Origin of the sequence: Nocardioides abyssi, assembly GCF_030412915.1 — a bacterium.
GTDB classification, from domain to species: Bacteria; Actinomycetota; Actinomycetes; order Propionibacteriales; family Nocardioidaceae; genus Nocardioides; species Nocardioides abyssi.
On the sequence record NZ_JAUHJR010000001.1, the window covers coordinates 640,226 to 653,127 of the forward strand.

The 12,902-nt window shown below is 72.9% G+C and carries 15 protein-coding genes; 9 read left to right on the forward strand and 6 right to left on the reverse strand.

The window, feature by feature from the left end; all coding sequences use genetic code 11:
* The first annotated feature begins 88 nt into the window (after positions 1–88).
* Positions 89–1,936, forward strand: coding sequence for a bifunctional metallophosphatase/5'-nucleotidase (locus QWY29_RS03160; protein WP_300959204.1), 1,848 nt, complete (start codon positions 89–91; stop codon positions 1,934–1,936).
* Here QWY29_RS03160 and QWY29_RS03165 read toward each other — a convergent pair.
* From QWY29_RS03165 to QWY29_RS03185, 5 genes are all read right to left on the reverse strand, one after another.
* Positions 1,929–2,942, reverse strand: coding sequence for an MFS transporter (locus tag QWY29_RS03165; RefSeq protein ID WP_300959592.1), 1,014 nt, complete (start codon positions 2,940–2,942; stop codon positions 1,929–1,931). The genes QWY29_RS03160 and QWY29_RS03165 overlap by 8 nt on opposite strands.
* A gap of 86 nt (positions 2,943–3,028) precedes the next feature.
* Entirely contained in the window at positions 3,029–3,526 is a 498-nt protein-coding gene (locus tag QWY29_RS03170) for an ArsR/SmtB family transcription factor (protein WP_300959205.1), read from the reverse strand.
* A gap of 202 nt (positions 3,527–3,728) precedes the next feature.
* Positions 3,729–4,481, reverse strand: a complete 753-nt coding sequence (locus tag QWY29_RS03175; protein ID WP_300959206.1) for an enoyl-CoA hydratase-related protein — start codon at positions 4,479–4,481, stop codon at positions 3,729–3,731.
* Positions 4,482–4,536: 55 nt separating this feature from the next.
* Positions 4,537–5,094 carry an isochorismatase family protein gene (locus tag QWY29_RS03180; protein ID WP_300959207.1) on the reverse strand — a complete coding sequence of 186 codons (558 nt, stop codon included), beginning with the start codon at positions 5,092–5,094 and terminating at the stop codon, positions 4,537–4,539.
* 30 nt (positions 5,095–5,124) lie between these two features.
* Positions 5,125–6,366 carry a nicotinate phosphoribosyltransferase gene (locus tag QWY29_RS03185; RefSeq protein WP_300959593.1) on the reverse strand — a complete coding sequence of 414 codons (1,242 nt, stop codon included), beginning with the start codon at positions 6,364–6,366 and terminating at the stop codon, positions 5,125–5,127.
* 82 nt (positions 6,367–6,448) lie between these two features.
* Here QWY29_RS03185 and clpS point away from each other — a divergent pair, with 82 nt between their 5' ends.
* The 3 genes from clpS to QWY29_RS03200 are packed head-to-tail and all read left to right on the forward strand — an operon-like array spanning position 6,449 to position 7,842.
* A complete protein-coding gene (clpS, locus tag QWY29_RS03190) occupies positions 6,449–6,745 on the forward strand; it encodes an ATP-dependent Clp protease adapter ClpS (RefSeq protein WP_439117379.1) in 297 nt (98 codons plus the stop codon).
* Between the two features lie 7 nt (positions 6,746–6,752).
* Positions 6,753–7,343, forward strand: coding sequence for a DUF2017 domain-containing protein (locus QWY29_RS03195; protein ID WP_300959208.1), 591 nt, complete (start codon positions 6,753–6,755; stop codon positions 7,341–7,343).
* Positions 7,344–7,374: 31 nt separating this feature from the next.
* Positions 7,375–7,842, forward strand: a complete 468-nt coding sequence (locus tag QWY29_RS03200) for an NUDIX hydrolase (RefSeq protein ID WP_300959209.1) — start codon at positions 7,375–7,377, stop codon at positions 7,840–7,842.
* Between the two features lie 87 nt (positions 7,843–7,929).
* Here the strand turns inward: QWY29_RS03200 and gdhA are convergent, their stop codons facing one another.
* Complete coding sequence (gdhA, locus tag QWY29_RS03205; protein ID WP_439117380.1) at positions 7,930–9,276, reverse strand: NADP-specific glutamate dehydrogenase; 1,347 nt, start codon at positions 9,274–9,276, stop codon at positions 7,930–7,932.
* An 83-nt stretch (positions 9,277–9,359) separates the two neighbouring features.
* Here gdhA and QWY29_RS03210 point away from each other — a divergent pair, with 83 nt between their 5' ends.
* From QWY29_RS03210 to QWY29_RS03230, 5 genes are all read left to right on the forward strand, one after another.
* Positions 9,360–9,809, forward strand: a complete 450-nt coding sequence (locus tag QWY29_RS03210) for a M67 family metallopeptidase (RefSeq protein ID WP_300959210.1) — start codon at positions 9,360–9,362, stop codon at positions 9,807–9,809.
* Between the two features lie 59 nt (positions 9,810–9,868).
* Complete coding sequence (locus QWY29_RS03215; protein WP_300959211.1) at positions 9,869–10,144, forward strand: MoaD/ThiS family protein; 276 nt, start codon at positions 9,869–9,871, stop codon at positions 10,142–10,144.
* A 72-nt stretch (positions 10,145–10,216) separates the two neighbouring features.
* The gene (locus QWY29_RS03220; RefSeq protein WP_300959212.1) at positions 10,217–10,780 is read left to right on the forward strand and encodes an NYN domain-containing protein; all 564 of its coding nucleotides are present in this window, start codon (positions 10,217–10,219) and stop codon (positions 10,778–10,780) included.
* 42 nt (positions 10,781–10,822) lie between these two features.
* Entirely contained in the window at positions 10,823–11,770 is a 948-nt protein-coding gene (locus QWY29_RS03225) for a PLP-dependent cysteine synthase family protein (protein ID WP_300959213.1), read from the forward strand.
* Positions 11,761–12,885, forward strand: a complete 1,125-nt coding sequence (locus tag QWY29_RS03230; protein ID WP_300959214.1) for a DUF3152 domain-containing protein — start codon at positions 11,761–11,763, stop codon at positions 12,883–12,885. The genes QWY29_RS03225 and QWY29_RS03230 overlap by 10 nt, the downstream gene beginning before the upstream one ends.
* Positions 12,886–12,902 lie beyond the last annotated feature (17 nt).

Below are 12,902 nucleotides of genomic sequence, written 5' to 3' on the forward strand. Positions count from 1 at the left end.
CAAGGGTGACGCGGACCGTCGGCGACCTGGGGTAGAACGTCCCCGCCCCGGAACTCCCCGGGGCACGGACATCTCTCGGGAGACCCCCATGACCCAGCCCGTCCCCTCGCGTCGCGCCGTCCTCACCGGGACCGCCGCGCTCGCCGCCGCGGGGTACGCCGCCCCTGCCGTCGCCGCCCCCGACACCCTCGACGCCGCCGCCCGCAAGGGCAAGCGCGTCACCGTGTCGGTCCTCGGCACCACCGACCTGCACGGCAACGTCTTCAACTGGGACTACTTCAAGGACGCGGAGTTCGACAACGCGACCCAGGACGACATCGGCGTCGCGAAGGTCGCGACGCTCATCAAGGCCGCGCGCAAGCAGCTGCGCTCGAAGGGGCCGGTGCTCACCCTCGACGCCGGCGACACGCTGCAGGGGACGCCGCTGGCCTACTACTACGCGCGCGTCGAGCCGATCAGCCGCGAGGTCGTGCACCCGATGGCCGCGGCGATGAACCTCGTCGGCTACGACGCCGCCGCGCTCGGCAACCACGAGTTCAACTACGGCATCGACCTGCTGCGCACGTTCGAGGACCAGGTGCGGTTCCCGCTGCTCGCGGCCAACGCCGTCGACCCGGCCACCAAGCGGCCGGTGTTCACGCCGTACGTCATCAAGACCTACAAGGTCGGCCGCGGCCGCACGCTCAAGGTCGGCGTGCTCGGCCTGACCAACCCCGGCATCGCGATCTGGGACAAGACCAACGTCGAGGGCCGGATGGAGTTCCCCGGCCTCGTCGAGCAGGCCCGCACGTTCGTGCCGGAGATGAAGCGCAAGGGCTGCGACCTGGTCGTCGTCGCCGCGCACTCCGGCGCCGACACGTCCTCGTCGTACGGCGACGCGCTGCCCTACCCCGAGAACGCCGCCTCCCTGGTCGCCGAGCAGGTGCCTGGCGTCGACGCGATCCTGGTCGGCCACGCCCACAAGGAGATCGCCCAGCGCTTCGTCCGCAACAGGCGCACCGGCCAGCAGGTGCTGCTGTGCGAGCCGCTTTACTGGGGCATGCGCCTGGCCGTCATGGACCTCACCGTCCAGGAGGTCTACGGCCGCAACGGCAAGCAGAAGTGGGTGCTGGTCAACGCCGGCGCGCAGGTGCTGAACTCCAACACCGTCGCCGAGGACCCGAAGGTCGCCCGGGCGGTCCGCGCCCAGCACGAGACCGTCGTCGACTACGTCAACTCCGTGGTCGGCACCTCGGCCGTCGAGCTGCTCGGCGCCCGCGGCGTGGTCGAGGACGTGCCGATCATCGACTTCGTCCAGCACGTCCAGGGCGAGGCGGTGAAGGCCGGCCTGACCGGCGTCGACGCCGCGCTGCCGGTGCTCTCGATCGCCGCGCCGTTCAGCCGGACGGCGCGGTTCCCCGAGGGCGAGGTGACGATCCGCGACGTGGCCGGGCTCTACGTCTTCGACAACACGCTGCTGGGCGTGCGGATCACCGGCAAGCAGCTGCGGGACTACCTGGAGTTCTCCGCCCGCTACTTCAAGCAGGTCAGCGGCACCGGCCCGTTCACCGTCGCCGACCTGACCAACGCGGTGACCCAGGCGGCGCCCAACGGCACCCCGGACTACAACTACGACGCGGTCGCCGGTCTCGACGCCCCGCTGACCTACGACATCGACGTGTCGAAGCCGGCCGGCTCGCGCATCGTCGACCTCGCCTACGACGGGACGCCGGTGGCCGACGACCAGCAGTTCGTGCTGGCGGTCAACAACTACCGCCAGTCCGGCGGCGGCGGCTTCCCGCACGTCCCCACCGCGCCGGTCGTCTACAACGAGCAGGACGAGATCCGGCAGCTGCTCATCGACTGGGTCGTGGACAACGGCACGATCGACCCCGCCGACTTCGCCTCCGTCGACTGGCGGCTGGTCTCCGGCGGTCAGCCGGTCACGATCAGCTGAGGGTCGACCCCTCGCCGAGCATGTCGTAGGAGTAGGCGCGCGAGAGCATCTCCTCGGGCACGTTCTCCTGCATCGCCAGGTTCCACCCGAGGCCGAAGACCTCCACCCCCATGCCGGCGACGACGGCGGCGAGCATGATCGGCAGCGTCTGCGGCACCAGGCCCATGACCAGGATCGGCAGCCCGAAGAACGCCACGCCGACCATCCCGACCAGCAGCGGCCGCTGGAGCGTGACGCGCATCAGCACCAACGTCATCACCAGCCGGCCGACGGCCTGCGCGGAGACGATCAGGCCCCAGCCGTGCTCGCCGATCGCGCTGTCCTTGGCCAGCACCGGCCCGAGCGTGGTGAACGCCCCCTCGTGGATGCCGTTGGTGACCGAGAAGACCAGCACGACCACCCACAGCCAGGTGGTCGTGCGGAAGAACGTCCAGCCCTCGCGGAGCTCGCCGAGCACCGACGGCTCCGCGCCGGAGCGGGCGCGGGCGGGGATGCGCACCGGGAGCAGCACCGCGGCGGCCACCAGCCAGGCCGCGGCGTCGACCGCCAGCGCCCAGCCGGGGCCGACGGTGACGACCAGCCCCGCCGAGACCGTCGGCCCGAGGATCAGCAGCGCGCTGCGGGTCATCGACACCAGCACGTTGGCGGCCTGGAGCTGCTCGCGCGGCACCAGCTGCGGGACGAGGCCCGAGAGGGCGGGCAGGTTCATCGCGGAGACCGTGCCGTTGACCGCGGAGAGCACCACGAAGTGCCACAGCTCGGCCCGGCCGGTGAGCAGCAGGGCGGCCAGCAGGCCCTGGCTGAGGCCGGAGGCGACGTTCGCGCCCTGGATCACCAGCGTCCGGCCGACCCGGTCGGCGATCACGCCGCCGGCGAGCATGAAGGCGACCATCGGGATCGAGTGGGCCGCGAGCACCAGCCCGAGGTCGCCGGGGGAGTCGCTGACCTCCAGCACCGCGAAGGCCAGCGCGATCGGGGCCATCGTCGTGCCGGCCAGGTTGACCAGCCGGGAGAGGAAGTACTACCGGAAGTTCGGCTCCCGCAGCGGTGCCAGCGCGCCGTGCCTGCCCACCAGGTTGTCCCGGTTCGTGCTCACGGCTCCATCCCGAACGCCGCGATGGTGAGCGCGACCTTGCGCGTGCCCTCGCTGCGCGGCGGGCGCGCCTCCTCGTGCACCAGCTCGGCCGCCCGCTGGACGAGCGCCATCGCCTCGGCCCAGGCCTCCTCGCCGACCCACAGCTCGGCGTCGCAGAGCTGGGCCCGGTCTCTCGTGCGGGTCTCCCAGCGGCGTACCAGCTCCTGGCTCATCGCCCGCACCTCCACGTCGCGCGGGGCGCCGCCGGGCTCCAGGCCCTCGCGCCACGGGTGCCGGTAGCGCTTGGCCGTGCCACCGCGCACCCGCTCCTCCCCGGCCACGACCACCTCGCCGGCCCGGGCCAGCACGCGCAGGTGGTACGACGCGTTCGCGTGCGTGATGTCCAGCTCGCGCGCCACCTCGGCAGCGCTCAGCTCCGCCCCCGTCAGCAGCGACAGCATCCGCAGCCGCAGGGGGTGCGCGGTCGCCCGCAGCGCCTGCACCGGCTCGTCCATCCGACCTCCCAAAGACTCGTTGGGGAGTCTGCTCCTGGTCGGTCGCCACCGTCAAGGGGTTGTTGGGGGGTTCGACTGGGTCCGGCCGTCTCCAGGCATGTAACGCGACGTTCGCCACGGTGTAGGCACGCTGCAGCGTGCCTACACAGCAGGGAACGTCGCGTTACAAGTGCTGCGACGGCCCGCGATCGGCGCCGGGGGGCTACTCGCCGCGGAAGACGGGCGGGCGGCGCTCGGCGAAGGCGACGACACCCTCGACGACGTCGGCGGTGCGCAGGAGCACCGACTGGCCGGACTTCTCGCGCTCGAGGGAGGCGTCGAGCTGCGTCAGGGTGGCGGCGTTGACGGCCTTCTTGCTGGCGGCGAGCGCGAGCGGGGGACCGGCAGCGAGGCGGGCGACGAGCGCGTCGACGTCCGCGGTGAACGTCTCGTCCGGGGCGAGGTGGCTGACCAGCCCGACGTCGTACGCCGTGCGGGCCGGCAGCGGCTCGGCGAGCAGCGCCATCCGCATCGCGCGGGCCCGGCCGATCGCGGCGGCGACGGTCGCGGACGCCCCGCCGTCGACCATCAGCCCGACGTTGGCGAAGGGCAGCAGGAACGACGCCGACTCGGCCGCGACGACCAGGTCGCAGGCCAGCGCGGCCGAGCAGCTGACGCCGGCAGCGACGCCGTTGACCGCGGCGACGACGGGCTTGTCGCAGGAGGTGATCGCGCGGATCCACCGGTTGGCGGTGTCCGTCGAGGTCTCGTCGATCGTGTACGTGCCCGAGATGTCCGCGCCGGTGCTGAACGCCCGACCGGTGCCGGCCAGCACCACGACCCGGACGTCGTCGCGGGCGGTGGCCCGCTCGATCTCGGCCGCCATCAGGGCGGGCATGTACGGGGTGAGCGCGTTGAGGGCCCGCGGCCGGTCCATCGTCAGCCGCAGCACCCCGTCGTTGAGCTCGACGTGCACCTCGGGCGAACCGGGAACCCCGGTTGCCCCGTTTGCCCCGGCGGTCTCGGCGTTCTCAGGCAACCTCGACACCCGCCTCGCGCAGCTCGACGAGCGCGGCCTCGGTGGTGGCGGGGGCGACGCCCGCGCACAGGTCGAGCAGCACCCGCGTGGCGAAGCCGGCCGCGGCAGCGTCCAGCGCGGTCGCCCGCACGCAGTGGTCGGTGGCGATCCCGCACACGTCGACCTCGGTCACCCCGCGGGCGCGCAGCCAGTCGGCGAGCGCCGAGCCGTCCTCGGCGGCCCCCTCGAAGCCGGAGTACGCCGCCGCGTGCTCGCCCTTGCGGAAGACCGCCTCGAACGGCGCGGGGTCCAGCTCGGGGTGGAAGTCCTCCCCGGCGGTGCCGACCTCGCAGTGCTTGGGCCAGGAGTGCACGAAGTCGGGGTCGTCGGACCAGTGGTCACCGGGGTCTCGGTGGTGGTCCTTGGTCGCCACCACGTGCGCCCAGTCCGCGGCGCGCTCGCGCAGCACCGCGGTGACGTCGCGGGCGACCTGCGCCCCGCCGGTCACGGGCAGCGAGCCGCCCTCGCAGAAGTCGTTCTGGACGTCGACGACGACGAGTGCGCGAGCCATGGGCCCGAGGCTAGCCGCCCCTCGCCGCGCTCACTCGAGGCGGATCGTCGGGATGACCGGCTCGCCCCGCGACATCTGCTGGGCGGCCAGCGGCAGCTCCCCGCGCGAGCGCAGGTGCCGGTCCCGCGCGGCCTCGAGCGGCTCGCGGCCGACGACCTCGCCGGCGCGCACGAGCGGCACGAGCAGCTCGCGGTCGTCGCCGTCGTTGTCGGGCACCCGCCCGGTGCCGACCACCTCCGCCTCGGCCGTGCCGCGGCGGTCGAGCCGGCGCAGGGCGTACTTGCGGCCGCCGTACGACGCCTTGTCCGCGCTCTTCTTCGCCACCGGCACCATCGCGCCGCCCGCGCCCTCGCGGGCCACGAGCTTGTAGACGAATCCGCTGGTCGGGTGGCCCGAGCCGGTCACCAGCTGGGTGCCGACGCCGTAGCCGTCGACCGGCGCCGCGGCGAGCGCCGCGATGGCGTACTCGTCCAGGTCGCTCGTCACGATGATCCGGGTGCCGGTCGCGCCGAGCGCGTCGAGCTGGTCGCGCACCTCCTGCGCCAGCGAGCCGAGGTCGCCGGAGTCCAGCCGCACCGCTCCCAGCCCGGTGCCGGCGACCTCGACCCCGGCGCGCACCGCCTCGGCGATGTCGTAGGTGTCGACCAGCAGCGTCGTGCCAGTGCCGAGCGAGGCGACCTGCGCGCGGAACGCGTCGGTCTCGGTGTCGTGCAGCAGCGTGAAGCTGTGCGCCGACGTGCCCGACGTCGGCACGGCGTACCGCTGGCGGGCCGCGAGGTTGGAGGTCCCCGCGAAGCCCGCGACGTACGCCGCCCGCGCGGCCGCCACGGCCGCCTCCTCGTGCGTGCGGCGCGAGCCCATCTCCACGCACGGCCGCTCGCAGGAGACCATCGTCATCCGCGAGGCCGCCGAGGCGATCGCCGAGTCGTGGTTGTAGATCGACAGCAGCACCGTCTCCAGCAGCACCGCCTCGGCGAAGGTCGACTCGACCACCACCAGCGGGGAGTGCGGGAAGTAGACCTCGCCCTCGGGGTAGCCCCAGACGTCGCCGGAGAAGCGGTACGACGCCAGCCACGCGCGCGTCGGCTCGTCGACCACGTCCTCGAGGACCGCCAGCACGTCGTCGTCGAAGCGGAACGACTCGATCGCGTCCAGCGCCCGGCCGACACCGGCCACGACGCCGTACCGCCGGCCCTCCGGCAGCCGCCGGGGGAACAGCTCGAAGACCGACCGGCGGCCGGCGGTCCCGGCGGCCAGCGCGGCCTGGAGCATCGTCAGCTCGTAGTGGTCGGTGAGCAGCGCGGTGGAGGTCACGGGGACAAGAGTGCCCACAACGCTGTGACACCATGGGGAGGTGTCCGCCGCCAGCCCTGTCGAGGTCGAGCCGACCACCACACCCGACGAGATCACGTTCCTGTCCAAGCCGTGGGTGACCATCGTCTGGAACGACCCGGTGAACCTGATGTCCTACGTCACCTACGTCTTCCAGAAGTACTTCGGCTACGACAAGCGCAAGGCCGAGAAGCTGATGATGGAGGTCCACGAGGACGGCAAGTCCGTCGTCAGCTCGGGGACCCGCGAGGAGATGGAGCGCGACGTGCAGGCGATGCACGAGTACGGCCTCTGGGCGACCATGGACCGCTCCGAGTGAGCGCCCGATGAGCGGCTTCGCACGCCACCGCCGCAGCGGACGGGTCATCGCGAACTTCACCGGCTTCGAGGCCGACCTGCTGCGCTCGCTGGCCTCCCAGCTGGTCGAGCTGCTGCGCAACGAGGCGGCCGTGCCCGACGAGAGCCAGGACCCGTTCGAGGCGATGATGGACTTCAGCGGGCCCACGACCGCGCCCGAGGACCCGGTGCTCGCCCGGCTGTTCCCCACGGCGTACCGCGACGACGCCGAGGCCGCCTCGGAGTTCCGCCGCTACACCGAGGGCACGCTCCGCGACGGCAAGGCCCGCGCCGCCGCGACGATCATCGACGGCCTCGAGGAGGCCGGCCTGCCGGCCGAGCTGACCGAGGACGGCCTCATGATCGACGTCGAGCTCGACGAGCCGACCGCCGAGACCTGGATGCGCTCCTTCACCGACGTTCGCCTCGCCCTCGCCACCCGCCTCGGCGTCGAGGACGGCGACGAGGCCTACTGGCACGGGCTCCCCGACGAGGACCCCCGCGCCCAGGCCCACGACATCTACGAGTGGGTCGGCTACCTCCAGGAGACGCTCGTCGAGGCGCTGACCGCCCGCCGGTGAGCGGCCCGCGCGGCGTGCGAGACTCGGCGCCGTGCCGATCCCGCCGTTCGTCGTCGAGCTCCGCGAGCTGGTCGGCACCCGTGAGCTGTGGCTGCCCGCCGTCACCGCCGTCGTACGCCGCGGCGACGACATCCTGCTGACCGAGCGCGTCGACAACGGTCGGTGGGCGCCGGTGACCGGCATCGTCGACCCCGGCGAGCAGCCGGCCGTCGCGGCCCGGCGCGAGGCGCTGGAGGAGGCGGGGGTCGAGATCTCCGTCGATCGGCTGGCCGCGGTCAGCGTGAGCCCGCGGATCACCCACCCCAACGGCGACCGGGGCGTCTACCTCGACCTGACCTTCGCCTGCTCATGGGTCTCCGGCGAGCCGCACGCCGCCGACGACGAGAACACCGACGTCCGCTGGTGGCCGGTCGCCGACCTCCCGCCGATGGAGGACCACATGCTGGCCCGTCTCGACGCCGGCCTCGCCGACGAGGTCGCCGCACGGTTCCTCACCTGAGCCCTGCGTCGGGGTAGCGACGGTCGGAAACGTCCGTGACCACCCCGACGACGGTCAGGGACGTCCGTGACTACCCCGGAGGCGCGCTCAGACGACGCCGAGCGACAGCATCGCGTCGGCGACCTGGAGGAACGAGGAGATGTTGGCGCCGGCGACGTAGTTGCCGGGGGTGCCGTACTCGTCGGCGGCCGAGGCGCAGCGCTCGTGGACGCCGACCATGATCTCGCGCAGCCGCTCCTCGGTGTGGGCGAAGGACCAGGAGTCGCGGGAGGCGTTCTGCTGCATCTCCAGCGCGCTGGTGGCGACGCCACCGGCGTTCGCGGCCTTGCCGGGGGCGAAGAGCACGCCCTTCTCCTGGAAGACGCGGGTGGCGTCGGGGGTGCACGGCATGTTCGCGCCCTCGGCCACGGCGAGCACGCCGTTGGACACGAGCGCCTGGGCGGCGTCGGCGTCGAGCTCGTTCTGGGTGGCGCAGGGGAGCGCGACCTCGCACGGCACGTCCCAGACGCGGCCGCCGGCGACGAACGTCGCGCCCGAGCGCTGCTCGGCGTACGCCGACAGGCGGGCCCGGTCGACCTCCTTGACCTGCTTGAGCAGGTCGATGTCCAGGCCGGCCTCGTCGACGACGTACCCCGAGGAGTCGGAGCAGGCGACGACCTGGGCGCCGAGCTCGGCGGCCTTCTGCGCGGCGTAGATCGCGACGTTGCCCGAGCCCGAGACGACCACGCGGCGGCCCGACAGCGAGCGGCCGGTCAGGCGCAGCATCTCCTCGGTGAAGAAGACGGTGCCGTAGCCGGTGGCCTCGGTGCGGACCTGCGAGCCGCCGTAGGAGAGGCCCTTGCCGGTGAGCACGCCGGACTCGTAGCGGTTGGTGATCCGCTTGTACTGGCCGAAGAGGTAGCCGATCTCGCGGCCGCCGACGCCGATGTCGCCGGCGGGGACGTCGGTGTACTCACCGAGGTGGCGGTAGAGCTCGGTCATCAGCGACTGGCAGAAGCGCATGACCTCGGCGTCGCTGCGGCCCTTGGGGTCGAAGTCCGAGCCGCCCTTGCCGCCGCCGATGGGCATGCCGGTCAGTGCGTTCTTGAAGATCTGCTCGAAGCCGAGGAACTTCACGATGCCGAGGTAGACCGACGGGTGGAACCGCAGGCCGCCCTTGTAGGGGCCGAGCGCGGAGTTGAACTCGACGCGGAATGCGCGGTTGATCTGCACGCGCCCCTGGTCGTCGGTCCACGGCACGCGGAAGATGAGCTGCCGCTCCGGCTCGCAGAGCCGCTCGATGACGGCCTCGTCGACGTAGTGCTGGTGCTTGCGGACGACCGGCCCGAGCGACTCGAGGACCTCCAGCACCGCCTGGTGGAACTCGCCCTCGCCGGGGTTGCGGGCGAGGACCGTCTCGTAGTGCGGCTGGAGGATCGGGTCCAGGGTTTCCATGGGGCCAGCCTAAGGAGGGGCTCGCGCGGTCCGAGGACCGGGCAGGTTGTCCGACATGCGGACGCCCCGCCTACGCTGGTCGGGTGCTCACCATCGACCAGGCGGCGTACGACGCCATCGTCCGGCACGCGAAGCGCGACCACCCCGACGAGGCCTGCGGCATCGTCGCCGGCCCCGAGGGCAGCGACCGGCCCGAGCGGGTCGTGGAGATGGTGAACGCCGCGGGCAGCCCGACGTTCTACGAGTTCGACTCCACCGAGCTGCTCGAGCTCTACAAGCAGATGTGGGACCGCGACGAGGAGCCGGTGGTGATCTACCACTCCCACACCGCCACCGAGGCCTACCCCAGCCGCACCGACATCGGCCTGGCCAGCGAGCCCGGCGCGCACTACGTGCTCGTCAGCACACGGCACTGGGCCGAGGCCGGCGGCGGGAATAACGACGCCCCGGTGGAGTTCAGGTCCTACAGGATCGTCGACGGCGAGGTGACCGAGGAAGAGGTCGTCGTCGTCCCCGCACTGCCCGCCCGCTGACCACCCGGTCCGCAGGCACCCCCGGCCGACCAGCCCCGATCGAGGAGTACCGAAGAAGCATGGCCATCGAGGTCCGTATCCCGACCATCCTGCGCACCTACACCGACGGCGAGAAGGCCGTCACCGGTGACGGCGCCAGCCTGAGCGCGCTGATCGACGACCTGGAGGCGAACCACCCCGGCATCAAGGACCGCCTCATCGACAACGGCGACCTGCGCCGGTTCGTCAACGTCTACATCAACGACGAGGACGTCCGCTTCATCGGCGGCCTCGAGGCGCAGCTCGCCGACGGCGACCAGGTCGTCGTCCTGCCGGCCGTCGCCGGCGGTTGCTGAGCGAGCACGCCTCGCGCCTCCCGGGCGTCCGGACGTGCGGCGGCGGTACGGTGCTCCGATGGTGAGCGCCCGATGACCGACCGCCGCACGTTCGTCCTCGTCGACGGCGAGAACATCGACGCCACGCTCGGCAACTCCCTGCTCGGCCGCCGGCCGCTCCCGGAGGAGCGGCCCCGCTGGGAGCGGGTCACGGCGTACGCCGAGCAGCTGTGGGGCCAGCCCGTCACCGGGCTGTTCTTCCTCAACGCCTCCAACGGGACGCTCCCGAGCAGCTTCGTCCAGGCGCTGCTCGCCCTGGACTACCGGCCGGTCCCGCTGGCCGGGCGCGCCGACGAGAAGGTCGTCGACATCGGCATCCAGCGCACGCTGGACGCGCTGGTCCAGCGGGCCGACGACGTGCTGCTCGTCAGCCACGACGCCGACTTCGCCGAGCACCTCTCCCGGCTGCTCACCGAGAGCGCCTACAAGCGCCGCGTCGGGCTGCTGGCGCTGCGGGAGTACGCCAGCGCCCAGTTCGACCAGCTCGGCATCGAGCTCCACGACCTCGAGGACGACGTCCGGGCGTTCAACGTGCCGCTGCCGCGCGTGCGGATCATCCCGCTCGACGAGTTCGACCCCGAGCGCTTCCTGCGCTGAGCACCACCACCCACCACCGCACCGAAGGGCGACCCCAGACCCATGCGCCACGACAACCTGCTCGCCTCGGTCGGGGGCACGCCGCTGGTCGGCCTGCCCCGGTTGTCGCCGAGCCCGGACGTGCGGCTGTGGGCCAAGCTCGAGGACCGCAACCCGACCGGCTCGATCAAGGACCGCCCCGCGCTGAAGATGATCGAGGAGGCGGAGAAGGACGGCACGCTCCGCCCGGGCTGCACGATCCTCGAGCCGACCTCCGGCAACACCGGCATCTCGCTGGCGATGGCGGCCAGGCTCAAGGGCTACCGGATCGTGTGCGTGATGCCGGAGAACACCTCCGAGGAGCGCCGCCAGCTGCTGCGGATGTGGGGCGCGGAGATCGTCTCCTCGCCGGCCGCGGGCGGGTCCAACGAGGCGGTGCGGGTCGCGAAGAAGGTCGCCGCCGAGCACCCCGACTGGGTGATGCTCTACCAGTACGGCAACGCCGCGAACGCCCTCGCCCACGAGGAGGGGACCGGCCCCGAGCTGCTCGAGGACCTGCCGGAGATCACGCACTTCGTCGCCGGCCTCGGCACCACCGGCACCCTGATGGGGGTCAGCCGGTTCTTCCGCCGGGCCAAGCCGGAGGTGCGGATCGTGGCGGCCGAGCCGCGGTACGGCGAGCTGGTCTACGGCCTGCGCAACCTCGACGAGGGCTTCGTGCCCGAGCTGTACGACGCCGACCTGATCGACTCCCGGTTCTCGGTCGGCCCGCGCGACGCCGTACGCCGCGTGCGGGAGCTGCTCGAGCTCGAGGGCATCTTCGCGGGCATCTCGACCGGCGCGATCCTGCACGCCGCTCTCGGTCAGGCCGCGAAGGCTGTCAAGGCCGGTGAGTCCGCCGACATCGCGTTCGTCGTGTGCGACGGCGGCTGGAAGTACCTCTCCACCGGCGCCTACGAGGGCACGGTCGACGAGGCGGAGGACCGCCTCGAGGGCCAGCTGTGGGCCTGAGCCGCCTGCTGGCGGCGCCCCTCCTCCGCCCGGTCCTCGGCCTGCTCCTGGCCCTCGGCCTGCTCGTCGCGACGCCGGCCACGGCGGGCGCCGAGCCGGTGTCGACCCAGGCGCCGCTGGTCAAGGGCGACCCCGTCTTCGGGCAGCGCCTGGTCGCGGGCGCGGGTCGGTGGGACCCCGCCGAGGTGACGCTGGCCTACCGGTGGCTGCGCGGCGGCGAGCCGGTCGCCGGGGCCACCGGGCGCACCTACGACCTCGGCCTCGACGACCTCGACCGCCGGATGCTCGTCGAGGTGACCGCCACCGACGCGACCGGCGCGAGCGCGACGGTCCGCTCCGAGCCGACCGAGCGGGTACGCCGTGCCCCGCTGCTGGTGCGCACCCCGCCGCGGGTCGCCGGGGTCGCCCGCTTCGGGCGCGCGGTCCGGGTGACGCTCGGCGACGTGCGGCCGACCCCGCGGGTCGTGCGCGTGCAGTGGCTCGTCGGCGGCCGGCCGGTCGCGGGGGAGCGCGGGCGCACCTACCGGGTCCGCCCGGGTGACGTCGGCCGCCGGGTCCGAGCCGAGGTCGTCCTCACCGCGCCGGGCCACCGCACGGTCCGGCTGCGCACCACGCCTCGACGCGCCGAGCACCGGGTCGCGGTCCGCCGGACGGTGACCTACTCGGTGCAGACCCGTGGGCGGATCACGACCAGCCTGGCGACGTTCCGCCGGCAGGCCCAGCAGACCTACGCCGACGCCCGCGGCTGGCGCGGGTCGGGCGTGCGCTTCGTGCCGGTGCGGCGCGGCGGGTCGTTCACTCTCGTGCTGGCCGCCGCCGGCGAGGTGCCGCGGTTCAGCCCGGTCTGCAGCGCGCAGTGGAGCTGCCGGGTCGGCCGCTACGTCGTCATCAACCAGGAGCGGTGGAAGCACGCCTCGCCGGCGTGGAACGCCGCCCGCGGCGCGCTGCGCGACTACCGCCACATGGTGGTCAACCACGAGACCGGCCACTGGCTGGGCCGCGGCCACGCCTCCTGCGGCGGCGCCGGCCAGCTCGCGCCGGTCATGCAGCAGCAGTCCAAGGGGCTCGGCGGCTGCCGGTTCAACCCCTGGCCGACGGCGCGCGAGCTGCGCTGACCGCTCCGCCCCGTGCC

What these genes read in the sequence shown, in the direction of transcription:
- QWY29_RS03225 (WP_300959213.1), top strand. Translation starts at nt 10,823, where the DNA reads ATGCGCCACGACAACCTGCTCGCCTCGGTCGGGGGCACGCCGCTGGTC.
- QWY29_RS03170 (WP_300959205.1), bottom strand. Translation starts at nt 3,526, where the DNA reads ATGGACGAGCCGGTGCAGGCGCTGCGGGCGACCGCGCACCCCCTGCGG.
- QWY29_RS03215 (WP_300959211.1), top strand. Translation starts at nt 9,869, where the DNA reads ATGGCCATCGAGGTCCGTATCCCGACCATCCTGCGCACCTACACCGAC.
- QWY29_RS03220 (WP_300959212.1), top strand. Translation starts at nt 10,217, where the DNA reads ATGACCGACCGCCGCACGTTCGTCCTCGTCGACGGCGAGAACATCGAC.
- gdhA (WP_439117380.1), bottom strand. Translation starts at nt 9,276, where the DNA reads ATGGAAACCCTGGACCCGATCCTCCAGCCGCACTACGAGACGGTCCTC.
- QWY29_RS03195 (WP_300959208.1), top strand. Translation starts at nt 6,753, where the DNA reads ATGAGCGGCTTCGCACGCCACCGCCGCAGCGGACGGGTCATCGCGAAC.
- QWY29_RS03160 (WP_300959204.1), top strand. Translation starts at nt 89, where the DNA reads ATGACCCAGCCCGTCCCCTCGCGTCGCGCCGTCCTCACCGGGACCGCC.
- QWY29_RS03185 (WP_300959593.1), bottom strand. Translation starts at nt 6,366, where the DNA reads ATGCTCCAGGCCGCGCTGGCCGCCGGGACCGCCGGCCGCCGGTCGGTC.
- QWY29_RS03180 (WP_300959207.1), bottom strand. Translation starts at nt 5,094, where the DNA reads ATGGCTCGCGCACTCGTCGTCGTCGACGTCCAGAACGACTTCTGCGAG.